Below are 25,863 nucleotides of genomic sequence, written 5' to 3'. Positions count from 1 at the left end.
GTCAACCAGCAGTCCCATCCTTCTCCCTCGAGGGGAGAAGGTAACCGCATTCACGCCGCCTTGGCGACCTCGGCGACGATCTTCTTCGCCGCGTCGCCAAGATCGTTCGCGGGAACGATCGGCAGACCGGAGTTTGCGAGGATGTCCTTGCCCTGCTGGACATTGGTGCCTTCAAGGCGAACGACGAGCGGAACCGAGAGATTCACTTCCTTCGCAGCCGCGACGATACCTTCGGCGATGATGTCGCACTTCATGATGCCGCCGAAGATGTTCACGAGGATGCCCTGGACAGCGGGGTCCTTCAGGATGATCTTGAAGGCGGCCGTGACCTTTTCCTTGCTCGCACCGCCGCCGACGTCGAGGAAGTTCGCAGGGAAGGCGCCGTTGAGCTTGATGATATCCATCGTCGCCATGGCGAGACCGGCGCCATTGACCATGCAGCCGATGTTTCCGTCCAGCTTGATATAGGCGAGGTCATATTCGCTCGCTTCGACCTCGGCCGGGTCTTCCTCGGTCAGGTCGCGAAGCTCAGCGAGGTCCTTATGGCGGAACATCGCGTTCGAATCGAAGCCGACCTTGGCGTCGAGGACATAGAGTTTGTCGCCTTCGGCGGTCGGGCAGATGGCGAGCGGGTTGATCTCGATCTGCGAGGCGTCGGTGGCAAGGAACGCTGTGTAAAGTCCCTCAAGGAGCTTCGCCGCCTGCTTGGCGAGGTCGCCCGAGAGACCGAGCGCCGCGGCGACCGAACGGCCATGGTGCGGCTGAAGACCGGTCGCGGGGTCGATCGTGATGGTGTGAATCTTTTCCGGCGTGTCGTGCGCGACCGTTTCGATGTCCATGCCGCCCTCGGTCGAGGCGACGACTGCGACCCGGCTGGTCGCGCGGTCGACGAGCAATGCAAGGTAGAATTCCTTGCCGATGTCGACGCCGTCGGTGATGTAGAGGCGGTTGACCTGCTTGCCGGCCTCACCGGTCTGGACGGTCACCAGCGTGTTGCCGAGCATCTCCTTCGCGTGCGCCTCGACTTCTTCGAGCGTCTTGGCGAGGCGGACGCCGCCCTTCGCATCGGGACCGAGTTCCTTGAACTTGCCCTTTCCGCGGCCGCCAGCGTGGATCTGCGCCTTGACCACATAAAGCGGCCCGGGAAGCTGCTTTGCCGCCGCAACAGCTTCCTCGACGCTCAGCGCCGGGATGCCAGCGGGCACTGCGACGCCAAATTTCGCAAGCAATTCTTTCGCCTGATATTCGTGAATGTTCATGGGTCTGCCGGGCCTTTCGACTCTGGAGCGGGAGATATTCGGCGCCGCCTAAGCACAAGTTTGGCAGCAAGGCTACCCCTTGGCGCCCCCGGAGAGAGAAGAGATTTTCTACCCTAGCGCAAAGCGCACACCGCCGCCGAGCTGGTCGAGACGGCCAAAATCTCCGGATCCTTGAGCGCGCGAACCTTTTGCAGAAATTGATCGAGCGTCAGGTCGGTGATCCGTCGGTCCTTGAGGCTGCCGAGCGATGCGAGGCGGCGCAGTTGCAGCAGCGACAGCCGGTCGACCATCCGCTCGGCCATGCACGCCGACATCGCGGGCGACAGCCCGGCGTCGATCAGCCCGCTGCGCAGCCGCGTCTCGGGCGTCGCGCAGGCGATCAAGGTGAACGAAAAAGCGATCAGATAAAGCGCGGGAATTATCTTCATGCCCCGCGCCATATGCAAAAGCCGAAAGACCCGCAAACCCGTTTTCTTCCGGGCAGATGCCGCTATCGACCGTGGAATTCGGCTACCGCGCCCGACACCGCCTGCATGAGCACCATGCGCTGCGGGATCGAGGCGGTGGTGCTACCGAGCATGACGACAATTGCATAGCGCGTTCCGTCGGGCGCGGTCGCGATGCCGATGTCGTTATAACCCGCGGTCATGCCCTTATAATCTTGGCCAGTGCCGGTCTTGTGCAGGAATTTCCAGCCCGAGGGCAGCCCCGCCTTCAGCCGGTTCGGTCCGCTGCGCGTGCGGCTCATCACGCCGAGTATATAGTCGGTCGATTGAGGAGAGAGCAGCGTGCCGCGGGCAAGCCGGGTCAGCGCGCGCGCGATCGCGGACGGGCTCGCCCCATCGACTGGATTGGCAAGATAATTGTCCATCGCCGCCTTGCGCGTCGCATCGGGAAGCGCCGCGCGCGCCGCCTGAAAGGCGCGACCGACCGAGTAGGACTGCTTCCATTCAAGCCCCGCTGTGCCGCTCTGGAGCAATCGCTCGCCCGGGCCGAAACGGATTGCGCCCAGATCCTTCGCCGCGATGAAGCGGCGTACCGCATCGGGCCCGCCTACGGTGCGCAGCAGACTGTCGTTGGCGGTGTTGTCGCTGTGCGTGATCGCTGTCTCGATCAGCTCGCGCACACTCATCGTCACCGACCCTTCGGCGCGCACGCGCGCAGCGATCGGCTGATGGAACAGGGTAAGGTCAGCAGGAGTGATGCTGACCTTCCGGTCGAGGGTCAGCGCGCCCCGGTCGACTGCATCCAGCACGGTCAGCGCCACCCACAGCTTTGATACGCTTTGCTGCGGAAACAGCTCATCGCCGCGCTGCTGGAGTGTCCATTCACCGTCGATGCGCTGGACGGCAATGCCGGTCTTGCCGGGAAAGCTCCGCCATAGCTCGAAAATTCGCTGCTCGAGCCCAGCGGGCGGACGCCGGAAGCCGGGGTCGATCACGCCCTGCGGCGCCGGCGTTGCCGCGCGCACCGGTTCGCCGATCGGGATCGTTACCGATCCTGCGGGACTGCGAGGCGGCGGGGTCTCACGCGATGGCGGTATCACGGCTGCGCTGCCGACGCATCCGGCCAGCACGAGGGAGCTCATCGCCATGGCGAGCAGCAGCCCGCCCGAAAACTTAACCTTCATTTATACCCCGAAGCGGCTGCGGTCCTCAGTCTCACCGGCCCCCGCGGCCGGATTTCGTCCGTCCCGCACCCTTCACGGGCGAACCAGCGATTTGCGACGAACGATTCTTCCCGCGCGACAAGCGGCGGAAAGGAAGGGCCTGCTCAGGGTGCTGGGGTCCTGCGGATCCAGGCGGGGTAAAGCCGCTTGAATGCCGCGAGCTTCGGCGCGTCCCAGCGAACGATATAAGCGTGCCTCGGGTGCCGCTGCATGAAGTTCTGGTGATATGGCTCGGCCAGATAGAAGCCCGTGTAGCCTTCTATCTTCGCCGCGATGGGTCTGGCATAAAAGCCGCCCTTGCCGATCTGTGCAAGATAGGCGGCCGCGACCTCGCGCTGCGCGCTGTCGAGCGGCACGATCGCGGCGCGATATTGCGGGCCCCGATCAGGACCCTGCCGGTTCTTCAACGTCGGATCGGCCACAACCGAAAAGAGGATGCGCAGCAGCGATCCGTAACTGATGACACGCGGGTCATAGGTGATGCGCACGGCCTCGGCATGCCCCGTGGTTCCGCTCGACGTCCGTTCGTAAGTCGCGTTCTCCTTGCTGCCGCCGTGATAGCCCGCCTCGACCGATATTACGCCTTTGACGTTCGAAAAGACGCCCTCGACGCCCCAGAAGCAGCCGCCCGCGAGCACCGCGGTCGCGCGCGGCGCCTTCGCGGCGGGATCATAGGCAGGTGCCGGCAGCGGAACGATATTTTCAGCCTGCGCCGGCGCGCATTGCGCGAGCACAGCGAGGGCGATGAGAGCTGCGATAATTTGTCCGGCGGAATTGCGCCGCCGCGACATCAAGCGGGAAGCGGTAGCGCCGGCTGGTTCAGCATCACGAAGGTCGCGCCGATCGCGAAGCCAGCGAGCATCGTCAAGAACCAGTCCGAGCGGAGGAGAGCAAGCATGGGAGCCTCTTATCTTCATATCTGTCTGTTCGCGGGCAGTCCCGCACCGGTTACACCGACGATATGGCGCGCCCCTTGCCGCCGTGCAGTGATCGCGATCACCCTAAACGCCACTGCTTACCATGGGGTGAACCCGCCGCTTAACCGCCGTTCATGCGCGGCAGATAGGCGAACCCTCCGTCGATTTCAAGACCGATCGGTATAAAATTGCGCGGCCGGGCGAAAGGGACGTCAGACGAGCGCCGCACACGCTTGCTGGATCCGTACGCATGCTTCCTTCAGCACCGCCTCCGAGGTCGCGTAGGAAACGCGAAACGCTGGCGAAAGGCCAAACGCCCCGCCGTGCACGGCGGCAACGCGCGCGGCGTCGAGAAAATAGTCGATCAACGCCTCATCGCTGTCGATCACATGCCCTGCGGGAGTTTTCTTGCCGATGCAGCCCGACGCGTCGGGGTAGACATAGAAGGCGCCATCGGGGACCGGGCACGACAGGCCGGGCGCGTCGTTGAGCATCGCAACGACTATATCACGGCGCTTTCTGAATGCAGCGTTGCGCTCGTCAAGAAACTGCTGCGGCCCGCCAAGCGCCGCAGCGGCGGCAGCCTGCGCGATCGAGCAGGGATTCGAGGTCGACTGCGACTGAAGCTTGCCCATCGCCTTGATGATCCACGCAGGTCCGCCCGCATAGCCGATGCGCCAGCCGGTCATCGCATAGGCTTTCGAACAGCCGTTCACGGTGAGGATGCGATCGACAAGGTCGTGGCAACGCTGTGCGAGAGTCGAGAATGGGAAATCGGCGTACCAGACATGCTCATACATATCGTCGGTCATCACCATCACGTGCGGATGGCGGCGGATCACCTCGCCCAGCGCGTCGAGTTCCTCGGGCGAATAGGCGGCACCTGAGGGGTTCGACGGCGAGTTGAAGATCACCCATCGCGTCTTCGGTGTGACGGCGGCATCAAGCTGCTCCGGCGTAATCTTGTAATTCTGCGCGGCGCTCGCCTCGATCGTCACCGGCGTCCCGCCCGCAAAGGCGACGATGTCGGGATAGCTGACCCAATAGGGCGCAGGGATGATCACCTCGTCGCCGGGGTCGACCGTCGCGACGAGCGCGTTGAACAATGTATGCTTGCCGCCGACATTGACGCTGATCTGATCGAGCCCGTAGTCGAGGCCGTTGTCGCGGCGGAACTTGCCGCGGATCGCTTCCTTGAGCGCCATCGTGCCGTCGACCAGCGTATATTTGGTCTGACCCGCACGGATCGCCTCGATCGCGGCTTCCTTGACGAAGTCGGGCGTGTCGAAATCGGGCTCACCCGCGGACAGACCAATGACATCGACGCCCGCGGCTTTCAGCGCAGTCACGCGCGCGGTCATCGCGAGCGTTGCTGAGGGCTGGATGCGGTTGAGGGCGGCAGAGATGTGCGGCTCGATCGACATGGACGATGCTTTCCGGGACGATGGATTGACAGGAAATTGCGCGCGCCGCGCCTAATGCTTTCGGTCGCAAACCGCAAGGCGCGCCGCGGATATTTTACCTATGCAGACCCCACGTCAGCCTATCGGCACTTGCGCTGCGTCGGCGAGCCGTGCCGGGACGAGGCCGCGCAGCGAATTGCCGATGAAGAATCCGTCGGACAGGTCGGCGATGCGCAGGTGCGATTCGACCGCACGGCCCTTGTCGATCAATTCGGCACGCAGGACGCCCGGGAGCAGACCGAGCGAGAGCGGCGGCGTCAGCAGCACGCCGTCGCGTTCGACGAAAATATTGCTCCAGCTTCCCTCGGTGACGAAGCCAGGTTCGTCGACAAACACCACTTCGGGCGCACCGCTCGCCGCGCGCGCTTCATCGTAAGGCGCGCGCAGGCTCGTCTTGTGCACGAGGCGAAAATCGCCGCTCGCAAGCGGCGCGGGCTGCACGGCGACGGGCACGGGCAGTTCAGCGAGCCGAGGCAGCGGCGATACCTCGACCGCGAGCGCCCCCGACGCGGCGAGCCGCATCCGGACCCGCGCTGCGGTGCGAAGGCGAAAAGTCGCCGATTGCAGGCTGTTGCGCGCGCCGTGACGGTCGAACCGGAAGCCTAGAGTCTCGGCACTGGCCTTCATCCGGGCGAGGTGCCCCTCGAGCCGCTGGACACCCTCAACCGGGTCGAACTGCATCGTCTCCATGAGATCGAAGCTTTCCCCCGCTGCGCCCACAAATTCCCCCTTGGCCAGACATTCGCGCCACTCTTCAGCCGCTTGGCTGTCGGCGACAACAGCCGATCCGAGCCCCAGCGTGGCGCAAGCCAGCGTATCGCGCAAGTCATCGGCTGCGGGAAAGACCAAAGTGCGGATCGCGACGTTGAAGGCGGCGTCGCCGCGAGCATCGATGAAGCCAATCGATCCGGTGTAGAGCCCGCGGGGCTCTGCTTCCAGTTCATCAATGATCTCCATCGCCCGAACCTTGGGCGCGCCAGTGATCGATCCGCATGGGAAGGCCGCGCGTAGCACATCGACCGCCCCCGCGGCTTCCGGCAGCCGGGCGGTAACGTCGGAGACGAGCTGATGTATCGTCGGAAAGCTTTCGACCCGGAAGAGTTCGGGTACCTTAATCGACCCTGGCACCGCGACGCGCGACAGATCGTTTCGAATAAGGTCGACGATCATCAAATTTTCGGCGCGCTGCTTGGGATCGGCGGCAAGCGTCTGCGCGGCGCGGGCATCAGCGGTGCGGTCGGCCAGCCGCGCCGCAGTCCCTTTCATGGGTCGGGCCATGACCGCTCCGTTGCGGAGCGCAAAGAAGAGTTCGGGCGAGAGCGAGGCGACCGCCTGCGCGCCCGTCCAGATAAAGCCGCCATAACCCGCGCGCGCCGTCCGCCGCAGCCGCGCATAGGCGGCGAGCGGATTGCCCGCAAAGGGCACGTTCGCGCGGAAGGTCAAATTCGCCTGATAGATATCGCCCGCCCGAATATAGTCGAGCACCGCCTCGACCGCAGCTTCATAGACAGCTTGCGTCACTCTGGGCACTGGCCGCCCGATCCAGCTGCCCGCCGGGTCTGGGAGCAGCGCGGGAATTTCGCCGGGAGCGATCCGGTGGACGCGATCGAACAGGCCGAACCAAGCGAGCGGTGCGCCGGCCACGTTGCCGCCGCAGCCCCCCCGCCAGGCTGGAGCGAGCCCCTTGCCCCCTTCATAGGATAGATAGCCTGCGGCATTGAGCCCCCGCGCCAGCGCGGCCTCGAGCGCATCGAGAAGCGCCGGAACCTCTCCCGCGTGCCGTGCGGTCAGAATCTCAATGGGATCGCGATACAATCGCGCCGGAACCGCACTCTCGTCGCGCGCGTCGTCGAGCAGGACGAAGGGCGGGCTTTCCGGCCCAGGGACGGGAATGGCCGCATTATCTGTCATGTCCTGCCCTGCCACCCCATTGCGGCTGCCCGAGATACCGTCCGATTGGAAAATGGCGATCCGATGCCCCGCCCCTTAGCTCCGGCACGACGGCCGGGCAACATGCGCCAATTGCGATAAGAATTTGCTTACCCTAGTGTCAGGAAAGCACCGCTTTGAGAAAGGATAGATTGCCCCGATGAGCAGCCCCTTTTCCTGGTCGACCAACTATCGTCACCCGACGGCATGGGACCAGGACTTTCCGCCGCTCTCGCTTCCCGACATGCTCGCAGCGAGCGCGACGCGCAATGGATCGGCGCCGGCGCTTGACTTCATGGGGCGGCATTTCAGCTATGCCGAGATCGCAAGTGGGGCAGCGCGCGTCGCGCGCGGGCTGCAAGAGCGCGGCATCGGGAAGGGGAGCCGTGTCGGCCTCTTCCTCCCCAACGTCCCGCATTATGTCGCCGCCTATTATGGCGCGCTCGCCGCGGGGGCTACGGTGGTCAATTTCTCGCCGCTTTACACTGTCGCGGAGCTGGAGGCCCAGGTCGAGGATTCGGGAACAGAGATGCTGTTCACGATCAGCGCTGCGGCACTACTTCCTGCTGCGCTCGCGGTGCTCGACGGATCGAGCCTGAAACAGCTCGTCGTCGGATCGGTGGCGGGCGGGCTCCCCGCAGCCAAATCCGTGCTCTACCGGTTATTCCGTCGCCACGAGCTCGCAGCCCTGCCCGACGACCCGCGCGTCATCCGATTCTCGGCTCTCACCGACAATGACGGCCGAGCCGATCATGTCGAGATCGACCCCGGGCACGACGTGGCGCTGATCCAGTATACCGGGGGCACCACCGGCACGCCGAAGGGTGCAAAGCTTACCCATCAGAATCTGACCGCCAATGCACGGCAGGTGAACGCGATCGACCCGGACCATGACGCAGGAGACCGCATCCTCGGCGTCCTGCCCTTCTTCCACGTCTTTGCGAACACCTGTGTCCTCAATCGCACGATCCTGAACGGTGGCATGATTACCATGCTGCCGCGCTTCGATGCGAAGCAGACCCTCGAGGCGATCACCCGCACGAAGGCGACCGCACTTCCCGGCGTCCCGACGATGTACCAGGCACTGCTCGACCATCCGGACCTCCCCAAGACCGATTTTTCGAGCCTGCGCATATGTATTTCGGGCGGCGCGCCGATGCCCGCTGAGCTGCGCGAGAAATTCGTCGCCGCGACCGGCGCCTCGCTTGTCGAGGGCTATGGACTCACGGAAAGCTCCGGCGTTGTCGCGACCAACCCCTATGATGGCCCGGTCAAGGCGGGCACGATTGGCCAACCGATCCCGGCAACCCGAATTCGCCTTCTTGACAGGGAGGATCCGTCAAAGGATGCGCCGGCAGGCCAAGAGGGCGAACTTGCGGTGAAGGGGCCGCAGATCATGCAGGGCTATTGGAACCGGCCAGAGGCGGACGGCGACAGCTTTACTGCCGACGGCTGGCTGCGCACCGGCGACGTCGCAACGATCGACGCCGAGGGTTATATCCGCATCGTTGATCGACTGAAGGACATGATCGCGGTCGGGGGATTCAAGGTCTATCCAAGCGTTATAGAGGCCCATCTTCACCAGCATCCCGCGGTCAAGGAGGCCATCGTCCTTGGCGTCCCCGATGCCTACCGCGGCGAGAGCCCCAAGGCCTTTGTCACCTTGGAGGACGGATTCAACGTGGCGGGCGAGGCGCTCGCGCTCTGGCTCAATGCTCGGCTCGGCAAGCATGAACGGGTGAGCGCGGTTGAGGTGCGCGAGGCGCTACCCAAGACGATGATCGGCAAGCTCGACCGTAAGGCGCTCCGCGCTGAAATGAAGGCGTGACGAGACCGGTCGCCGGGCACGCCGTCGGGGCACTTCTTCCCTTGGAGGTCGTTCGCGGCTAAGCGCTCTTGCATGAAACCCATACGCAAAGCCGTCTTTCCCGTCGCTGGCCTCGGCACGCGCTTCCTGCCGGCCACCAAGGCGATACCCAAGGAGATGCTCCCCGTCGTCGACCGGCCGCTCATTCAATATGCGGTCGACGAAGCGCGCGAGGCGGGGATCGAGCAGATGATCTTCGTCACCGGGCGGGGCAAGAGCGCGATCGAGGATCATTTCGACATCGCCTTCGAGCTCGAAAAGACGATGTCCGAGCGCGGCAAGGATCTGTCGGTCCTCGAACCGACACGGCTGGGCCCCGGCAACTGCGCCTATGTCCGACAGCAGGAGCCGCTTGGCCTCGGCCACGCCATCTGGTGCGCACGCGACATCGTCGGCGATGAACCTTTTGCCATATTCTTGCCCGACGAGTTCATGCACGGCAGCCCGGGCTGCATGAAGCAGATGGTCGACGCCTATACCCGCGTCGGGGGCAATCTGATCTCGGTGCTCGAAGTGCCGCGCGCGCAGGTGTCGTCCTATGGCGTGATCGCTCCGGGCGAGCGCGACGGCGCGCTGACCGAGGTCCTGGGACTGGTCGAAAAGCCGAAACCCGAAGCGGCGCCGTCGGACCTTATCATTTCGGGCCGCTATATTCTCCAGCCCGAGGTGATGCGCGTGCTCGCCGACCAGGAAAAAGGCGCAGGCGGCGAAATCCAGCTGACCGACGCGATGGCGTCGATGATCGGGACGCAGCCTTTCCACGCCGTGACCTTTTCCGGCGCCCGCTATGATTGCGGATCGAAGGCAGGTTATATCCAGGCCAATCTCGCCATCGCGCTCGAACGCCCTGACATGGCAAGCGACGTCCGCGCCTTCGCGGTCGATCTGCTTGGATGATATAATGGCGCCGGCCTGGGCGAACCAGCCGGCGCCATCCCCCTTATTCGCCCTCGATATTCGGCTTCGGGAAACTGTCGGCTCCCACCGTGCGATAGAGCCAGCCGCCGACCGCGCCGCCGATGAGCGGCGCGATCCAGAACAGCCAAAGCTGTTCCAGGGCAAGCCCCCCCACGACCAGCGCCGGGCCGGTACTGCGGGCCGGATTAACCGAGGTATTGGTCACGGGAATGGCGATCAGGTGAATCAGCGTCAGCGCGAGGCCAATCGCAAGCGGGGCAAAACCCGCGGGCGCACGGCCATCGGTCGAGCCCATGATGATCCACAGGAAGAAGGCGGTCAGCACAATCTCTATGACCAGCCCCGACCATAGGTCGTAGCGCCCCGGCGACCCCTCGCCAAATCCGTTGGCGGCGAGACCGTTGACCGCGAGGTCGTAAGCGGGGCTGCCGCTGGCGATGTAAAAGAGCAGGAAGGCGGCGACGATCGCGCCGAGAAGCTGCGCGATCACATATAGGGGAATGCCGCGCGCGTCGAAACGGCCGCCTGCCCACAGACCCAAGGTCACCGCCGGGTTGAGGTGGCAGCCTGAAATATGGCCGATCGCATAGGCCATGGTGACAACGGTCAACCCGAAAGCCAGCGCGACGCCGAGGAATCCGATGCCGAGCTCGGGAAAGGCTGCCGCCAGCACCGCGCTGCCGCAGCCGCCGAAGACAAGCCAGAAGGTACCGATAAACTCGGCGACGCCCTTTTGCATATTGTTCATATGACCCTCTCCTCCGCCGGACGGTCATGCGCGCCGCCGGCGCGAGAACCACTCTAACATGCTGAGAGATCACGGCAAGCAAGTCATGGTCGGTTCACACGCCGTCGGCTACAAGGATCCGGGACCTCATGTATGGACTGCCGAAAGGATTTGAGATGAGCGCAAGGCTCCTGTTCCTCGCCCCCGCCTGCCTGGCGCTCACCGGATGCGTGAGCACGGTAAAATCGGTCGTCACGGCCCCGGTCAAGGCGGTAGGCAAGGTCGCCGACTGGTCGACGACCAGCCAGGAAGAGGCCGACCGCAACCGCGGACGCGCGATGCGTGAGCGCGAGGCAAAGCTCGGCAAATTGTCGCGCCAGCGCGACAAGGCGGCCGAGAAATGCCGCAACGGAGAGGAAGCGCAATGCCGCCGCGCCGAGGTCCTCGATCACGAAATCGAGGCGGTGATGGCGGAGCCGATCTGAGGGGCAGCCGGGGATCCCTTCATGGCGAAATCAGCCGATGCCTTGCAAGGAAAGGTGCCGGAGCAGATCCGCCCTGACGGGAGCAGGCAGGGCGCGAGCTCGGCTCAGCGCACGCGCCGACCGGTCCACACGACGCGGCCGACGAGGCGCACGTCCGACATCGGCAGGTCGTTCCAACTGGGATATTGGGGATTGTCACTGATGACCGAGAGCCGGCCTTGTCCGGGCGCACGCGCAACGCGCTTCACCATCAGCCCGTCGTCCATGCGCAGGACGTAGATCCCGTCGCGCAGGCGCCCGGCTGCGTCGCTGCCGTCGACGAGAATGTCGTCGCCATCGCTCAGGGTCGGTGCCATTGAATCGCCCTCGACGCGGATGATGCTGAGCGCGCGTGGGTCGGCACCGAGGTCGCGTAGCCAGCGTGGATCGAAGGCAAGTTCGCCTTCAATGGGCTCGCCATCGATACTGGCGCCGGCGCCTGCCGAGGCGCCGACAGCAAGCCTCGGCACAAGGATCATCCCCGACCCGCGCACGCGGCTCGCCACCGTGGTCCGCTGCGCCGGCCCGCCAAGGATCGCTTCGGACACGCCGAGATAGGCGGCGATGCGCGCCCGGTCTTCCTCGGCCAGCCGGCGTGGTGAACCGCGCTTGATATATTGCTGGATATAGGCCGGATTACGCCCGATGCGCGCGGAAAGCTGGGCATAGTCGACACCTCTTTCCTGCAAGAGACGGTCGAGCGCTGTGCGAGGGTCATCCACCAAATCTGACACGGGGAGGGCGGTCCTTTCCTATCTCACTCTATAGCGATAGGATTTTTCCTAGACAAGTAGGAAATAGGAGATCAGATAGGAAATATCCTATTGGGCGACTCGCCCGTCACACCATCCGAGGGGAGCACAAATGGAACGGAGCCTGCTGCAACGGGTCAACGCCTTCCTCAACGAAAGCGGCATGCCCCCTTCCACCTTTGGCCGCGCGGCGGTGCGCGACCCGCGGTTCGTCAGCGACCTGCGCAGGGGCCGTGTGCCCGGGCGCAAAACCCTGGCGCGGGTGGAAAATTTCATGAGCAAATGGCGCGCCGATCGGAGCGCGGGCCTGGACGAAGGAGCCGGAAGCCGCCACGGCGGCGCGGTCCGCCAATGAAGGAAGGAATCGCGGAATGAAGCCTTGGTCACCCGCCGCTGCGCCGCGCGCATTCGGCCCGCACCGCCGGCTGCGCTGCCTGCTCGCGCGCCAATTGCCGCGCGGATTGTCGCTGGGGTCGTCGACCCTGCGCGCCTGGGCAAGCGCCAATTTCGTGGGGTCCAGCCATCAGTTTCGTTGCACATTCGCGACCGGCGAAGCCGAAGCCCTTCGCGCTGCGCTTGACGCGCAATTGGAAGGTGCCGAATGGCGGCTGCCCGGCCATGTCGTTGCCGATACGGCGGTCCGGACCGAGAGCGAGGCTGGCGCGCTGCAGATCGAGATTTTGACGATCGAGGACTAAGCTCCGCCGTCGCGCCTCGATCGGATCACCCCGCCGCCTGGCGATTGAGGCGCTGCAGCGTACCGAGCGCGGCCTCGAGCGCGAAGTCGACGGTCTCCCCCTCGTCTTCGCTGGCCCGGGCGCCGGTTGCGGTCTGCGGTGCAAGCCGCGCCTCGCGGCGGCGCGCCAGCCCCGCCTCGAATCGCGCGACCATCGCGCCGAGAGACTGGTCGGCGGGATCCGGCATCGCCGGCACCGCCGGGATGGCGACCGCCCCCGTCAGTTCGGCAGGCTGGAGCCAGGGTTCTTCCCCGGGCGCGGGCTCGGCCGGCGCGAGATCCGCAAGCACCAGTTCGTCCTCGCCGGACGCTTCGCGCGGCGGCGTGCCCATGGCGGCAGAAACGAACGTCATGTCCGCTGCTTCACTTTCGCCCGCGCCGCGTGACGGTTCGGCGAGTGGAGGCATCGCTGCTGGTCCGAGCCCTTGCGGGGGTAGGTCGCGGCCCGCGCGGAGCGGGGGTCGCGGCGGATCGTCCGGATGGAGATCGGCGCGGCGGCGGCGCGGGGCTTCTTCAGAGTCGTCGCCAGCTCGGACTTTGCGCACGCGAAGCGCCTCGGGCTTGGCGAGCGCGAGCGCGACGAGCGCCGCGATAAGAGGGGCTACGGCTGCCATCCCGAGCGCGAGTGCAAGCCGGCCGCCGTTCCCGACGGGGGGCTCGAACAGCGCGGATAGCCGATCGAGATAGAGATTCCAGCTGATCGCAGCGACCCAGGCGATAGGCATGACCGCGGCGAAAAGGAAGGTCAGCGCAGCTGCGCCGATCACCGCCGGCACCGCGGGGCGCAGCGCGCGGGCGAGTGCGTAGACCCCATCCCGCCATGATTTTTCGCTGTCCTCGTCCATATCGCCCTGCTTGTTTTTTCCCAAATCCTAGGCTGCCGCTGATGCGGCATCGCGCAGCAGCCGCTGGTAAACCGGTTCGTAACGTAAAATGTTTGACGACCAGTTACGATGGGCTTCAACGAAAATCCGCGCCCTACGGCGCCGGTCGTCCCACGCGTCACGCCTGCCGAGCAGACCCGCGAGCGCTGCCGCAATCGCGGCGGGATCGTCGGGTGCGAACAGCGTCCCGGTAATCCCGTCCTCAATCAGTTCGCGGTGCCCGCCGACGTCCGACGCGGCGACGAGCTTCCCCTGCGCCATCGCCTCGAGCGGCTTCAACGGGGTGACAAGGTCGGTCAAACGCATTTTCTTGCGCGGATAGGCGAGAATATCAATCAGCGAATAATAATGCTCGACCTCGATGTGCGGCACTCGTCCTGCAAAATGGATGCGCTCCGCGGCGACCGAGGCGGCGGCCTGGGCTCTCAGCGCCCGCTCCATCGGTCCCCCGCCGACAAGCAATAGCCTTGCACGCGGCTGCGCCGCAGCAAGCAGCGGCATCGCTGCGATCAAATCGTCGATGCCCTCATAATCGTAGAAGCTGCCGATAAAGCCGATAACGGCGTCGTCGGCGCCGAGGCCGAGCCGCTTTGCCAGCACCGCGTCGCGCGGCGGCGGGTCGCCGAACAGCTCGAGGTCGACTCCGTTGGGAGAGACTATGATCTTGTCCGGCTCGATTCCGCGCCGGATGAGGTCGCCGCGCAGGCCTTCACAGATAACCGCTGTCGCATCGGCGCGGCGGACCGCGCGGGTTTCAAGAAAGCGGGTGAGACGGTAGCGCAGGCTCCCTTCGCGCCCCGTGCCGTTCCCGACCGCCGCATCCTCCCAGAATGCGCGGATTTCGTAGAGCACTGGGATAGCAAAGCGTTTGCCGACGCGCAGCGCTGCCATCGCATTGAGTACGGGCGAATGCGCATGAAGCAGATCAGGTCGCCATTCACGGGCGAGCGCTTCCACCCGCGCCGCCAGCGCACCGATCTCGCGCCATTCGCGAACCGGCGCTCTTGCGGGCGGAACCGGCGGGGTCCGGTAGAAAGTGAGCCCGTCGACCGTCTCTCCATCCGGGCCCGCTTCAGGATGGCGCACGCCAGTAACTCCCGCGACCTCCCAGCCTTTCGCGGCCTGCGCCTTCATGAGCGCCCTGGTGCGAAAGGTATAGCCGCTGTGCGCGGGAAGGCTGTGATCCAGAATGTGCAAAATACGCGTCATCGCGGCGGGCTCTGCCAGACAAGCCTTAACGCCGCGTCAACCCCGATCGGATAGAGCCCCGGCAACGGGCTCCCGCTGGGGGCGAAGCGAAGCTGGGTCTTGCCGCACAGATGGTCGACAATTTTTCCATTGCCCTGACCCACGCGCTGATCGCGATCGCACTGTGGCGCCTGCTCTATCGCGACGACCTCGACCGCGAAGTCAGCCCGCGCATGGCGTGGCAGCAGCGCCGCAACGCCGAGCTGGCGGCGCGGGAGGCGGAAGGCGATGCGTGACCTTGCACTCGTCGCCTTTCTGTTTGCCTTCATCGGGGTCGGCTTTCGCAAGCCCTTCCTGTTCATCCTGTGCTTTTGCTATATCGACATCGTCGCGCCGCAGCGTTTGAGCTATTTCCTGATCAACTCGATTCCGGTCTCGCTGATCGTCTTTGGCCTCGCGATCGGAGGCTGGCTCATCGCCGACGACAAGCGTGACACGCGCTGGTCGGGGCGGCAGCTCCTGCTTGTGGTCATCCTTCTCTATTGCTGGCTCACAACGATCCAGGCCGATTTCCCAGTCGAGGCTCAGGACAAATGGGGCTGGGTCTGGAAGGCGCTGGTCTGGGCGATTTTTCTTCCCCTGACGCTGCGCACAAAGCTGCGCATTGAGGCGCTGGCCCTGATCATGCTGCTGTCGGCGGCGTCGATCGCGATCGCGGGGGGAATCAAGACGGCGGCGGGGGGTGGCGGTTACGGCTCGCTGCAACTGCTGCTCAACGAGAATTTCGGCCTTTATGAAGGCTCGATCATGTCGACGGTCGGCATCTCGATCATCCCGCTGATCCTCTGGTATCGCCGCCACGGCACGATCTTCCCGCCGGACTGGCGCGTTTCGCTCTTCTGCTTCGCCCTCTGCTTCGCCTGCATGCTGCTGCCGGTGGGGACGCAGGCGCGCACCGGACTCGTCTGCCTCGTCGTGCTCGCAGTCCTGTCGCTGCGCGCTGTCAAGCACCGGTTGCTCTATATTGTCGGCGCAGGCTTGCTCGCCGCGGCCGCGATTCCCTTGCTGCCCCAGAGCTTTACCGAGCGCATGGAAACGATCGAGGGTTATCAGTCCGATGAGTCCGCCTCGACCCGTGTTGCAGTGTGGAAGTGGACGTGGGAATATGCGAAGGAGCATCCCTTCGGCGGGGGATTCAACGCCTATCTCCAGAACCATTTGCGGGTGAAGATGGCGGCGGGCGCTTATGATCCCGACGCGCCGCAGTCCGCCGAACCGATCGTCTATGAAGATCGCGCGCGCGCCTATCATTCAAGCTACTTCGAAATGCTCGGCGAACAAGGCTATCCCGGACTCGCGCTTTGGCTGATCCTGCACGTCGGCGGACTCGTGCAGATGGAGCGCCTGCGGCGCCGCTACCTCAAGACGCGCCGCGCCGAGGAACAGTGGATCGCGCCGCTCGCAACCGCGCTTCAGCACGGACATATCATATATATGGTAGGCTCGCTCTTCGTCGGCATCGCATTCCAGCCATTCATCTACATGATGCTGGCGCTGGAGATGGGGCTTTCGACCTACTGCAGGCGGCGCGAGCAACAGGCGGGCTGGCGGCCGCTCACCGCGCGGCCCGCGCAAGTGCCCGCGCGGCTCCCGGTGGCGCGCGGCTGACACTCTGGACCAGCACAGCTTCGGGGGAGCTCCTCCCGCTGCAGGGCGAAGCCGGAACCATCAGCGCCGACAAAGCGCTATCCCCCCATGCCCACGCGCCTGGTCCATGTCGATGATAGCTTGCCCGGCATCAGCCGCGAGCGGTGGCGCGGCGGCTGGCGCTATCGTGATGCCAAGGGGAGACCGATTCGCGACCAGGACGAGATTGCCCGGCTCGATGCGATCGCCCTGCCCCCCGCCTATGAAGATGCCTGGTTCTGCCCCGCTCCCAACGGGCATATTCTCGCCACCGGCTATGATGCGCGCGGGCGCAAGCAATATCGCTATCATCCCGATTTCCGGATGACGCAGGAGGCTGACAAATATGATCGCTGCGCCGCCTTCGGTCATGCGCTCCCGCTGCTTCGCGCGCGCCTGGTCGACGACCTCGGACGTCGGACGCTCGGCCCCGAGCGCGTTGTAGCGGCGGTGGTACGTCTGCTCGACCTTGCAGCGCTGCGCGTCGGCAATGAACAATATGTCGCGGCGAACAAGAGCTTCGGCGCGACTACGCTGCGCCGGCGGCATGCGCGCCTCAGCGGCCAAAGGCTGCACTTGAGCTACCGCGCCAAGGGCGGCGCGATGCGCGAGGTGACGGTCACCGACCGCACTCTTGCGACGCTGGTGCGCCGCCTCCAGGACCTGCCGGGGCAACATCTCTTTCAATATGAGGATGGAGGCAGCCTCTGTGCCGTGGGATCGAATGAGGTCAACGCCTATATCCGCGAGGCGATGGGGGCGGATTTCAGTGCTAAGCATTTCCGTACCTGGTCGGCGAGCATCGCCGCCTTCACTTATCTTTATGATGCTGCGGAGCCACCAACGCTGAAGGCGATGCTTGCCCATGTTGCGCAAGGACTCGGCAACACACCGGCGGTGGCCCGGCGCGCCTATGTTCATCCCGCTATGATCGCAGCGGCGCAGGCGCGCGGCAATTTTGCATCCGTGGCGGGATCGCTCCCGCGCGCGACCCGATATCTTTCACGTTACGAGCGCGGGTTTTTGGCCTATCTGGAGCAGACGCCGGGCGCCGCCGCTCTGCTCCGCTCGGCGTGACCCTTTTTAAGAAAAGACGCACGAGGACCGACGTGACCTTCTCCCTTCTCGCCGCTGCCACCTCTGCCGCCAGCAAGGCCGCCGCGCCGGCAAATCCACTCGACGACCTCAATTTCTGGTGGAACAGCAGCGCCGCCTGGGTGAACGGCCATTGGCTGCAGATCGGCATTGCAGTGGGCGCTGGGCTGACCATCTATTTTCTCCTGTCATTGCTGCGCAGCTTCGCGCTGAAGCGCGCGCAAGCGGCTCCCGGGCACTTCTCGCTGACCGACATTGTTGGGCGCGTGATCCACAAGACCCGCTCAACGGTGCTTGCGATCGTCGCCATTCGGCTCGTTGCGGGCTATGCCAATCCGCCTGCAATCATCCTCGCCACAATCCAGTTCGTCTTCACCATTGCAGTGGTCTTTCAGATCGCAATATGGGCGCGCGAGATTGTCATCGGGCTCATTCAGCGACGCGCGGCGGAAGGGCATAACGAGACGCTGAACAATGCGATGGGGATCATTCGACTGCTGATCAGCGTCGCGCTCTTTGCGATCGCAGCCATCGTGATCCTCGACAATATGGGAGTCAACGTTACCGGCCTCGTTGCCGGGCTCGGCATCGGCGGCATCGCAATCGGTCTTGCAGCACAAGGAATTTTCTCCGACCTCTTTGCATCGCTTTCGATCATCTTCGACCGGCCGTTCAGGGTCGGGCAAGCGATCAAATATGACAATTCGGCGGGCACTGTGGAGCGCATCGGACTGAAAAGCACGCATATCCGCTCGGTCAACGGCGAGCTTCTGGTGATCTCGAACACCAACCTCCTGTCAAAGGAGATTACCAATTATGCGCATCTTCACCGGCGGCGCATCCAGTTCGCGATCGGCGTCGTTTATCAAACCACACCCGCGATGCTCCGCGCGCTGCCGGCGCTGCTCGAGGAACAGGTGAAGACCGCGGGGCAGGATTTCATCCGAGCAAGCTTCACCGGTTTTGGTGCATCGAGCCTGGATTTTGAACTGATCTTCGACGTGCATGACGAAGATTACGACAAGGTCACCGCCGCGCGCACCGAAATCGGAATTCGCGTTTTTGAGGCCATGACCGCGGCGGGGTACGATTTTGCCTATCCGACCCAGACAACCTTCACGGCGGCGCCCGACGGAACGATGATCATGCCCTACGCCGAGTCTTTGGCGCTTGAAGCGGGCTCAGGCGGGGCAGCGCGGTCGAGCTGACGCTACGGCGCTGGGGCGGAATGCCCCGGGGTCTTGTGCAATGCGGCACGAGGGGCCTAGAACGCCCGCGAACCAGTCTTTGAGGGGATGAAAAATGGCCACGATCACGCCGCAGGAGTTGAAGACCAAGGTCGGTCAGCATCTCGGCACCTCCGAATGGGTCCTCGTCGATCAGGACATGATCAACAAATTCGCAGACGCCACAGGCGACCATCAATTTATCCATGTCGACGAGGAAAAAGCGAAGCTCACGCCTTTCGGCGGTACCATCGCGCACGGTTTTCTCACGCTTTCACTTATCCCGATGCTGGGGCAAAAGACCGACGCGCCCAAGATCGAAGGCATCAAGATGGGTGTCAACTATGGGGGTAACAAGGTTCGCTTCCTTGCTCCCGTCCGGTCAGGCAAGCGCGTGCGCAGCCATGTGAAGCTCCTCGAGCTCGACGAGAAGCGCCCCGGTCAGTGGCAGCAGACCAACGAGATAACGGTCGAGATCGAAGGCGAGGAAAAGCCTGCGCTGATTGCCGAGTGGATCACGCAATTTTTCGTCTGAGCAAGACATTTCCGGCCGACCTCCCCCGAAAGCTAACCGGAACCCAAGCAGAAGGACTTCATCATGCGTGACGCCGTTATCGTTTCCACCGCTCGCACGCCGCTCACCAAGGCGGCGCGCGGCTCATTCAACAACACGCCGGCTCCGACGCTCGGCGCCTACTCGGTCAAAGCCGCCGTCGAGCGCGCCGGCCTCGAAGGCGGCGAGATCGACGACGTCCTTTTTGGCGCCGCGATGCAGCAAGGCTCGCAGTCGCCGAACGTTGCACGCCTCATCGCCCTGCGGGCCGGCCTCCCCGTCACTGTCCCCGGCATGTCGATCGACCGCCAGTGTTCGTCGGGACTGATGACGATTGCGACCGCCGCGAAGCAGATAATTGTCGACCGTCAGGACATCGTGGTCGCCGGCGGCGTCGAGAGCATCTCCAAGGTTTCGGGCAGCGGCAAGGTGTTTATCGAGCCTGACGCCGAACTCCTCGCGATGCACAAGGATACCTATATGCCGATGATCGGCACAGCGGAGGTGGTCGCGAAGCGTTACAACATCAGCCGCGAGGCGCAGGACGAATATTCGCTTCAGTCACAACAGCGTACCGCCGCTGCTCAGGCGGCGGGCAAGTACGACGATGAGATTATTCCCTGCAAGGCGACGATGGCGATCGTCGACAAGGAAACCAAGGAGGTCTCCTACAAGGAGGTCGTCGCCGACAAGGATGAGTGCAACCGTCCCGACACGACGCTCGAAGGGCTTGCGAGCCTCAAGCCGGTGATGGGCGAAGGCCATACGATTACCGCGGGGAATGCCAGTCAGCTGTCCGACGGATCCTCGGCCTGCGTCGTGATGGAGGCCAAGGTCGCCGAGAAGCGCGGCCTGACGCCGCTCGGGCGCTATGTCGGCATGGCCGTCGCAGGTACCGAGCCCGACGAAATGGGCATCGGGCCCGTCTTTGCAATCCCGAAGCTGCTCGAGCGTTTCGAGCTCAAGATGGATGACATCGGCCTTTGGGAACTCAACGAAGCGTTCGCGGTGCAGGTGCTTTATTGCCGCGACAGGCTCGGCATTCCCAACGAGCTGCTCAACGTCAACGGCGGCTCGATCTCGATCGGGCACCCCTTCGGCATGACAGGCGCCCGCTGCACCGGTCACGCGCTGATCGAGGGCAAGCGCCGCGGCGCGAAATATGTCGTCGTCACCATGTGCATCGGGGGCGGCCAGGGCGCTGCAGGCCTGTTCGAGGTTTTCTGACGTGCGCCTGAGCGCCCCGCGGGTCGAGCCGGTCAATCTCGATCGGCTCGACGCCGAACAGCGTGCCGCGCTCGAACCTCTCCTTGCCGCCGATGGTGGCAAGGTCGGGGGTGGGCGGGTGCTCAACATCTTTCGCACCCTCGCCCACGCGCCGCGGGCGCTGACCGCGTTTCTTGCCTGGGGCAGCTACATCCTTTCCAAGCGCAACGCGCTCTCGCCCCGCGATCGCGAGCTCGTCATCCTGCGCACCGGTTATAATTGCCGGTCAGGCTACGAGTGGACGCAGCACAAGCGGATCGGACTTGGCTGCAAACTGTCCGAAATCGAGATCGAGCGCATCAAGGCCGGCCCAAATGCTGAGGGCTGGAGTGACCTTGACCGCGCGATGCTCAGCGCCGCCGACGAGTTGACCCGCGATCATTTCGTAAGCGACGATATCTGGGCTGCACTCGCCCCGCTTGGCGAAAAGGGCCGGATGGATCTAGTCTTTACCGTGGGCCAATACACCCAGGTTTCGATGATCTTGAACAGCTTCGGTATCCAGGTCGAGGAAGGTTGGGAGACGGACCCCGATCTGCGCGCGTGAACCAAGGGAGACAGACATGAGTGACATTGGCGTGATTGCCACGCTGCGCGTGCAGCCGGGCAAGGAAGCCGAGTTCGAAGCTGTGTTTGCCGAACTCGCCCCCGCCGTGCGCGCGAACGAGCCCGGCAACAGCTATTATCGCCTGTTCCGCACCAGCGAAACGGGGGTGTACAAGGTCATGGAATGCTATGCGGGTGCGGCCGCCCTCGAAGCGCACCGGGCCTCGGACCATTTTCGTACTCTTGGCGCAAATCTCGCTCCTTGTCTCGCCGGCGCGCCCGAGATCGAGCGACTGATCGCCGTCTAGCGCCGTAGCCAGAAGGATATGGGCCTAGCCGCCTGATCCCGCCACCTCCGCAATTTCCCCTGCGCGGTCGCCGAGTAGATAGCGCGGGCCCGCCCCCCGCTGCGCGGCCTTGTCGCCGCGATTGTAGAGCCCGCATTTCTTCAATGACAGGCATCCGCAGCCGATGCATTGATCAAGCAGTTCGCGCGTCCGCTCGAGCGCGAAAATCCTTGCATCGATCCGCGCGCGAAGATCCGTGCTGATCCGCGTCCAGTCGGCGGCATTGGGTGTCCGCTGCGCCGGCAATCGCGCGAGCTCGGCCGCAATTTCCTCAAGGCTCAGTCCCAGTTGCTGTGCAATCAGGATGAAGGAAACACGGCGAATGTCCGCGCGCAGAAAGCGCCGCTGCCCTCCGCCTGAGCGTAATGCCTCTATCAGACCCTTTGCTTCGTAGAAGCGGATCGCTGACACCGCCACGCCCGTACGCGCCGCGAGTTCGCCGATCGCAATCAAGTCCGTCCGGTGCATGTTCATCCTCATTTGCCGCTTGATCTAAACCTGACTTGAGCTTGCAAGAGTGCCCGCGTCAACACGAATCAGGAGACTCATCGTGCCGCACCCTTTCATCGAGCATGTAAATATCACCGTCAGCAACCCCGAGCGCTCCGCGCAGCTTCTGTCAGCAATTTTTGGCTGGCACGAGCGCTGGCGCGGCCCGGCGCGCGATGGTGGCACCACCATTCATGTTGGCAGCGACCGAGCCTATCTCGCTCTCTACACAGGCCCTGACGGCGAACATGCAGGAACCCGCTGGCCCAAGGGCGAGCCGCTCAATCATGTCGGTGTGCAGGTGGATGATCTCGATGCGACCGAAGCGCGCGTGAAAGCGGTCGGGCTCGCGCCTTTCAATCACGCCGACTATGAGCCTGGTCGCCGCTTCTATTTCTTCGACCCCGATGGCATTGAATATGAGGTGATCAGCTATACGGAGCCGGGCCTGCGCTAGACGGCGCAACGTCACGGCCGCTGCCGCGTTGAGAGCATATCGGGGGGACGCAAGAGGAGTCTCAACCGATGAGCGACGATATCAAACAGGCCTTCTGGAAGGCGCTCGACGCCAGTCCCTATGTCATGGTCGGCCTGATCGGCGAGCGCGAGCATCATATCCCGATGAACGCACAGCTCGACAAGGATGCGAACAGTGCCTGGTGGTTCTTCACCGCGGCCGATAACCGGCTGGCGGCCGGGGGGCCCGCGATGGCGCAGTTTGCGGCGAAAGGCCACGAACTGTTCGCCTGTATATCGGGCACGCTGCGCCGGGAGGAGAGCCGTGACGTACTCGAAAAACTGTGGAACAACTCTGTGGCGGCGTGGTACCCAGGCGGCAAGGACGATCCCAAGCTCGTTCTGCTGCGCTTCGACCTTGAAGACGCAGAAATCTGGACGGCCGATCCCGGAATCAAGGGACTGTTCAAACTCGCCGCAGGCATGACGATGAAGGAAGGCGAGCTAGGCGAGCACGCGACGGTGGCGCTCTAGCGTCAGGCGGGGCCAGATAAGGGCCAGATAAGACCGTCGTCGAACCTGAACCCTTGCTCACGGTCGCGCGCGAGAAGCGCCGGGCCATCGAGATCGACCCATTGCGCACGCTGCGCAAGGACGAAGGCGGGCGCGATGCCAAGGCTGGTCGACAGCATGCAGCCGACCATGATTCCGAGCCCCGCGGCGTCAGCGGCGTCGGCAATGCGCAGCGCCTCGGTGAGGCCGCCGGCTTTGTCGAGCTTGATGTTGACGCCGTCGTAAAAGGTACCGATGCGCGCGATATCCGCGGCGATCTGGCAGCTCTCGTCGGCAACGAACGGAAGCGGGGCGTAAACTCCGTCGAGCAGCGCATCTGCGCCGACCGGTACGGGCTGCTCTATTAATTCGACTCCCAGTTCAGCGAAGGCTTCAGCCTCGCTGAGCAAATCGAGCTGAGCCCAGCTTCCGTTGGCGTCCACGATCAGCCTCGCGTCGGGCGCCCCGTCGCGTACGGACTCGACGCGCGCAAGGTCGCCTTCCCCTGTCAGCTTGAGTTTGAGCAGCCGCCAGCCATCGGCAACGGCCGCGGCGGCCTCTGTCTTCATGCGGTCCGGGGGCGCAAGCGAAATGGTGATGGCAGTGACCCGCTGGGCCGGCGGACCATCGCACCCCGCGAGCTGCCACAGCGGCGCTCCCCGCTGCCGGGCCTCCAGATCCCAAAGCGCACAGTCGAGCGCATTGCGTGCAGCGCCGGCATCAAGCAATTCCTGGACCGCGGCGCGGGCCTGTACCGCGTCCATGCCGGCGAGGTGCGGCACAACCCGCAGGATCGCATCACGGCACCCGGCGGCATCCTCGCCATGATAATAGATTGGCGTTCCCTCGCCGCGTCCGATGACCCCCTCGCTCTGGAGTTCGGCCACGACCAGGTCGACATGATCTTGGGCGCCGCGTGCAATCACGAACTCGCCCGCGACCGGCCAGCGCTCGACCCGCGCGCTTTTCAGTTGGATGGCCATGGAAGAACAGTAATGCTGTGCGACATGACCGGTAAATCCCTTTCCGAACGCGTCGCCGATTTCGGTCATCGCCTCGCCGTGGAAGCGCATGCCGCCTGGTTTGCAGCCCGCGATCCGCGCACCCCCGCGCTTGCACGGCTGCTCGCGGTCGCGGTTGCGGCCTACGCGCTGTCGCCTGTCGATTTGATCCCCGACTTCATTCCGGTGCTCGGATGGCTCGATGACCTCATTCTCGTCCCCGCCGGCCTGTGGGCGGTGCGCCGGCTGATCCCCGTGCCGCTTTGGGCCGAATTTCGCAGCGCCGCAGAGGCCGCAAGCGAACGCCCGTCGAGCCGCGCAGGCATGATCGCGATTCTGCTGATCTGGGCTGGTCTACTCTACACGATCTACTGGAGCGTGCGAATATCGCCTTGGCATTGAGGCGCAATGAGGGCTCCCCTTTTGATACGGGGAGCGAAAGGTCGCAGCGATCGCTAGGCGGCGTGGAAACGGATCCAATCCTCGACCACGGGCGCGATTTCGTCACGCCACTTGCGGCCATTGAAGATGCCATAGTGGCCCACGCCCTTCGCCATCAGATATTTCTTCCTCGCAGCCGGCAGTGATTTCGCCAGCGTTAGCGCGGCCTTGGTCTGTCCGATCCCCGAAATATCGTCGCGCTCGCCCTCAATCGCGAGGATAGCAATATCCTTGATCGCTGCGACATCGACGGATTTACCGCGATGCAGCATCGCGCCCTTGGGTAGAAGATGGCGCTGGAAGACGATATCGACGGTCTGGAGATAGAATTCCGCAGTCATGTCGCAGACCGAGCGATATTCGTCATAGAATTCCTTGGTCTTGTCGGCGCTCTCGCCGTCGCCATCGACCAGATGCTTGAACATCTCCCAATGGCTCATCATGTGATTGCCGAGATTCATCGCCATGAAGCCTGCGAGTTGCAGGAAGCCGGGGTAGACGCGGCGTCCCGCCCCAGGATACCAGGCGGGCACCGTCGCGATGACATTCTCCTGAAACCAGGCATAAGGACGCGTCGTGGCGTGCTGGTTGACCGCCGTCGGCGCCTTGCGCGTGTCGATGGGGCCGCCCATCATGGTCAGCGTTTTCGGCCGGCACTTGTGCCCCTCTGCCGCCATGAGCGCCGCCGCGGCGAGGCTCGGCACCGACGGCTGGCATACCGCGAGCACATGCGCGCCTGGTCCGATATGTTCGAGCCACGAGATGAGATAATCGATATAATCGTCAAGATCGAACTTGCCCGCCTCGAGCGGCACATTGCGGGCGTCGCGCCAGTCGGTGATCCACACATCGTGCGCCGGCAGCATCCGCTCGACCGTGCCGCGCAGCAGCGTCGCGTAGTGACCCGACATGGGCGCCACAATAAGCAGCTTGGGTGCGTCCTTTGAGCCCATTTTCTTGAAATGTTTAAGCTGACCGAAGGGTTTGCGGGCCTCGATCACCTCGCTCACCCGAACCCTCTCGCCTGCGACAATCGTTTCGTAGAGGTCGAACGCCGGCTTGCCGCGGGGGGCGGCGGCGTGTGCGAAGACTTCAAGGGCCGAGGCGAATAGCGGGCTGCCGCTGAAATAGCCAAGCGGATTCGCCGGGTGCTGCATCACCTGCGCGCCGGCGGTCGCCAGCGCGCTCGCCCCCGCGAGCCAGCTCTTTTGCATGTCGAAAGCGTGATACAGCATCTAGGGGACGTCCTTGCGATCTGAAGGCGCTCTTACGGCGCGACCTTTCGGCCCCATCCTAGGCAATCGCGGTCATTGTGCAACGCGTCATTTCGTTTCTTTTCGCTCCGCTTCAAACGCATTGAAGCAGCGCGTTA

The 25,863-nt window shown here is 64.1% G+C and carries 29 protein-coding genes; 16 read left to right on the top strand and 13 right to left on the bottom strand.

The window, feature by feature from the left end:
* Positions 1 to 50: 50 nt before the first annotated feature.
* From sucC to pabB, 6 genes are all read right to left on the bottom strand, one after another.
* Positions 51 to 1,259 carry an ADP-forming succinate--CoA ligase subunit beta gene (sucC, locus tag B5X69_RS01720; protein WP_079636982.1) on the bottom strand — a complete coding sequence of 403 codons (1,209 nt, stop codon included), beginning with the start codon at positions 1,257 to 1,259 and terminating at the stop codon, positions 51 to 53.
* 113 nt (positions 1,260 to 1,372) lie between these two features.
* Positions 1,373 to 1,687: a hypothetical protein gene (locus tag B5X69_RS01715; RefSeq protein ID WP_079637163.1), complete on the bottom strand. Its 315-nt coding sequence runs from the start codon at positions 1,685 to 1,687 to the stop codon at positions 1,373 to 1,375.
* A gap of 62 nt (positions 1,688 to 1,749) precedes the next feature.
* Complete coding sequence (gene bla / locus B5X69_RS01710) at positions 1,750 to 2,889, bottom strand: class A beta-lactamase (RefSeq protein ID WP_139375626.1); 1,140 nt, start codon at positions 2,887 to 2,889, stop codon at positions 1,750 to 1,752.
* 143 nt (positions 2,890 to 3,032) lie between these two features.
* Positions 3,033 to 3,719, bottom strand: coding sequence for a peptide-methionine (S)-S-oxide reductase MsrA (msrA, locus tag B5X69_RS01705; protein WP_079636981.1), 687 nt, complete (start codon positions 3,717 to 3,719; stop codon positions 3,033 to 3,035).
* Between the two features lie 338 nt (positions 3,720 to 4,057).
* Positions 4,058 to 5,269 (bottom strand): pyridoxal phosphate-dependent aminotransferase, encoded by a 1,212-nt coding sequence (locus B5X69_RS01700; RefSeq protein ID WP_079636980.1) that lies wholly within the window; start codon positions 5,267 to 5,269, stop codon positions 4,058 to 4,060.
* Positions 5,270 to 5,383: 114 nt separating this feature from the next.
* Complete coding sequence (gene pabB, locus B5X69_RS01695) at positions 5,384 to 7,219, bottom strand: aminodeoxychorismate synthase component I (RefSeq protein WP_176141483.1); 1,836 nt, start codon at positions 7,217 to 7,219, stop codon at positions 5,384 to 5,386.
* A 178-nt stretch (positions 7,220 to 7,397) separates the two neighbouring features.
* Here pabB and B5X69_RS01690 point away from each other — a divergent pair, with 178 nt between their 5' ends.
* Entirely contained in the window at positions 7,398 to 9,065 is a 1,668-nt protein-coding gene (locus tag B5X69_RS01690; protein ID WP_079636979.1) for an AMP-binding protein, read from the top strand.
* A 72-nt stretch (positions 9,066 to 9,137) separates the two neighbouring features.
* Positions 9,138 to 10,001, top strand: a complete 864-nt coding sequence (gene galU, locus B5X69_RS01685) for a UTP--glucose-1-phosphate uridylyltransferase GalU (RefSeq protein ID WP_079636978.1) — start codon at positions 9,138 to 9,140, stop codon at positions 9,999 to 10,001.
* A 43-nt stretch (positions 10,002 to 10,044) separates the two neighbouring features.
* Here galU and aqpZ read toward each other — a convergent pair whose 3' ends face one another.
* A complete protein-coding gene (gene aqpZ, locus B5X69_RS01680) occupies positions 10,045 to 10,770 on the bottom strand; it encodes an aquaporin Z (protein WP_079636977.1) in 726 nt (241 codons plus the stop codon).
* 155 nt (positions 10,771 to 10,925) lie between these two features.
* Between aqpZ and B5X69_RS01675 the strand changes: the two genes are divergently transcribed.
* A complete protein-coding gene (locus tag B5X69_RS01675; RefSeq protein ID WP_079637160.1) occupies positions 10,926 to 11,234 on the top strand; it encodes a hypothetical protein in 309 nt (102 codons plus the stop codon).
* Between the two features lie 104 nt (positions 11,235 to 11,338).
* Here B5X69_RS01675 and B5X69_RS01670 read toward each other — a convergent pair whose 3' ends face one another.
* Positions 11,339 to 12,007, bottom strand: coding sequence for a S24 family peptidase (locus B5X69_RS01670; protein WP_079636976.1), 669 nt, complete (start codon positions 12,005 to 12,007; stop codon positions 11,339 to 11,341).
* 130 nt (positions 12,008 to 12,137) lie between these two features.
* On the opposite strand from B5X69_RS01670, the gene B5X69_RS01665 reads away from it, so the two are divergent.
* The gene (locus B5X69_RS01665) at positions 12,138 to 12,380 is read left to right on the top strand and encodes a hypothetical protein (protein ID WP_079636975.1); all 243 of its coding nucleotides are present in this window, start codon (positions 12,138 to 12,140) and stop codon (positions 12,378 to 12,380) included.
* 16 nt (positions 12,381 to 12,396) lie between these two features.
* Positions 12,397 to 12,723: a hypothetical protein gene (locus tag B5X69_RS01660; protein ID WP_245798522.1), complete on the top strand. Its 327-nt coding sequence runs from the start codon at positions 12,397 to 12,399 to the stop codon at positions 12,721 to 12,723.
* A gap of 25 nt (positions 12,724 to 12,748) precedes the next feature.
* On the opposite strand, the gene B5X69_RS01655 is transcribed toward B5X69_RS01660, so the two are convergent.
* Positions 12,749 to 13,606: a hypothetical protein gene (locus B5X69_RS01655; protein ID WP_079636974.1), complete on the bottom strand. Its 858-nt coding sequence runs from the start codon at positions 13,604 to 13,606 to the stop codon at positions 12,749 to 12,751.
* A gap of 27 nt (positions 13,607 to 13,633) precedes the next feature.
* A complete protein-coding gene (locus B5X69_RS01650) occupies positions 13,634 to 14,854 on the bottom strand; it encodes a TIGR04063 family PEP-CTERM/XrtA system glycosyltransferase (protein WP_079636973.1) in 1,221 nt (406 codons plus the stop codon).
* A 110-nt stretch (positions 14,855 to 14,964) separates the two neighbouring features.
* Here B5X69_RS01650 and B5X69_RS21285 point away from each other — a divergent pair, with 110 nt between their 5' ends.
* The 8 genes from B5X69_RS21285 to B5X69_RS01615 all read left to right on the top strand — a co-directional run bounded on the left by B5X69_RS21285 (position 14,965) and on the right by B5X69_RS01615 (position 21,513).
* A complete protein-coding gene (locus B5X69_RS21285; protein WP_176141482.1) occupies positions 14,965 to 15,129 on the top strand; it encodes a hypothetical protein in 165 nt (54 codons plus the stop codon).
* A complete protein-coding gene (locus B5X69_RS01645; RefSeq protein WP_079636972.1) occupies positions 15,122 to 16,501 on the top strand; it encodes a putative O-glycosylation ligase, exosortase A system-associated in 1,380 nt (459 codons plus the stop codon). Before B5X69_RS21285 ends, B5X69_RS01645 begins: the two co-directional genes overlap by 8 nt.
* 87 nt (positions 16,502 to 16,588) lie before the next feature.
* The gene (locus B5X69_RS01640; protein WP_079636971.1) at positions 16,589 to 17,596 is read left to right on the top strand and encodes a DNA topoisomerase IB; all 1,008 of its coding nucleotides are present in this window, start codon (positions 16,589 to 16,591) and stop codon (positions 17,594 to 17,596) included.
* 32 nt (positions 17,597 to 17,628) lie between these two features.
* Positions 17,629 to 18,822, top strand: coding sequence for a mechanosensitive ion channel family protein (locus B5X69_RS01635; protein WP_079636970.1), 1,194 nt, complete (start codon positions 17,629 to 17,631; stop codon positions 18,820 to 18,822).
* A 94-nt stretch (positions 18,823 to 18,916) separates the two neighbouring features.
* On the top strand, positions 18,917 to 19,375 hold the full coding sequence (locus B5X69_RS01630; RefSeq protein ID WP_079636969.1) for a MaoC family dehydratase: 459 nt from the start codon (positions 18,917 to 18,919) through the stop codon (positions 19,373 to 19,375).
* A 63-nt stretch (positions 19,376 to 19,438) separates the two neighbouring features.
* Positions 19,439 to 20,620 (top strand): acetyl-CoA C-acyltransferase, encoded by a 1,182-nt coding sequence (locus B5X69_RS01625; protein ID WP_079636968.1) that lies wholly within the window; start codon positions 19,439 to 19,441, stop codon positions 20,618 to 20,620.
* 1 nt (position 20,621) lies between these two features.
* The gene (locus B5X69_RS01620; protein ID WP_079636967.1) at positions 20,622 to 21,206 is read left to right on the top strand and encodes a carboxymuconolactone decarboxylase family protein; all 585 of its coding nucleotides are present in this window, start codon (positions 20,622 to 20,624) and stop codon (positions 21,204 to 21,206) included.
* Positions 21,207 to 21,222: 16 nt separating this feature from the next.
* On the top strand, positions 21,223 to 21,513 hold the full coding sequence (locus B5X69_RS01615) for a putative quinol monooxygenase (protein WP_079636966.1): 291 nt from the start codon (positions 21,223 to 21,225) through the stop codon (positions 21,511 to 21,513).
* 24 nt (positions 21,514 to 21,537) lie between these two features.
* Here B5X69_RS01615 and soxR read toward each other — a convergent pair whose 3' ends face one another.
* Complete coding sequence (soxR, locus tag B5X69_RS01610) at positions 21,538 to 22,020, bottom strand: redox-sensitive transcriptional activator SoxR (RefSeq protein WP_079637158.1); 483 nt, start codon at positions 22,018 to 22,020, stop codon at positions 21,538 to 21,540.
* An 82-nt stretch (positions 22,021 to 22,102) separates the two neighbouring features.
* Between soxR and B5X69_RS01605 the strand changes: the two genes are divergently transcribed.
* On the top strand, positions 22,103 to 22,498 hold the full coding sequence (locus B5X69_RS01605; RefSeq protein WP_079636965.1) for a VOC family protein: 396 nt from the start codon (positions 22,103 to 22,105) through the stop codon (positions 22,496 to 22,498).
* A gap of 68 nt (positions 22,499 to 22,566) precedes the next feature.
* Positions 22,567 to 23,031: a pyridoxamine 5'-phosphate oxidase family protein gene (locus B5X69_RS01600; RefSeq protein WP_079636964.1), complete on the top strand. Its 465-nt coding sequence runs from the start codon at positions 22,567 to 22,569 to the stop codon at positions 23,029 to 23,031.
* Between the two features lie 2 nt (positions 23,032 to 23,033).
* Here the strand turns inward: B5X69_RS01600 and B5X69_RS01595 are convergent, their stop codons facing one another.
* Positions 23,034 to 24,032, bottom strand: a complete 999-nt coding sequence (locus B5X69_RS01595; protein ID WP_079636963.1) for a dipeptide epimerase — start codon at positions 24,030 to 24,032, stop codon at positions 23,034 to 23,036.
* Positions 24,033 to 24,056: 24 nt separating this feature from the next.
* Between B5X69_RS01595 and B5X69_RS01590 the strand changes: the two genes are divergently transcribed.
* The gene (locus B5X69_RS01590) at positions 24,057 to 24,452 is read left to right on the top strand and encodes a YkvA family protein (protein WP_245798520.1); all 396 of its coding nucleotides are present in this window, start codon (positions 24,057 to 24,059) and stop codon (positions 24,450 to 24,452) included.
* 53 nt (positions 24,453 to 24,505) lie between these two features.
* Here the strand turns inward: B5X69_RS01590 and B5X69_RS01585 are convergent, their stop codons facing one another.
* Positions 24,506 to 25,726: a polyhydroxyalkanoate depolymerase gene (locus B5X69_RS01585; RefSeq protein ID WP_079636961.1), complete on the bottom strand. Its 1,221-nt coding sequence runs from the start codon at positions 25,724 to 25,726 to the stop codon at positions 24,506 to 24,508.
* Between the last annotated feature and the right edge of the window lie 137 nt (positions 25,727 to 25,863).

The sequence above is a fragment of the Sphingopyxis flava genome, assembly GCF_900168005.1.
GTDB lineage: Bacteria > Pseudomonadota > Alphaproteobacteria > Sphingomonadales > Sphingomonadaceae > Sphingopyxis > Sphingopyxis flava.
The sequence above is the reverse complement of the archived record's forward strand: the minus strand, read 5'-3'. Positions and strand labels throughout refer to the sequence as shown.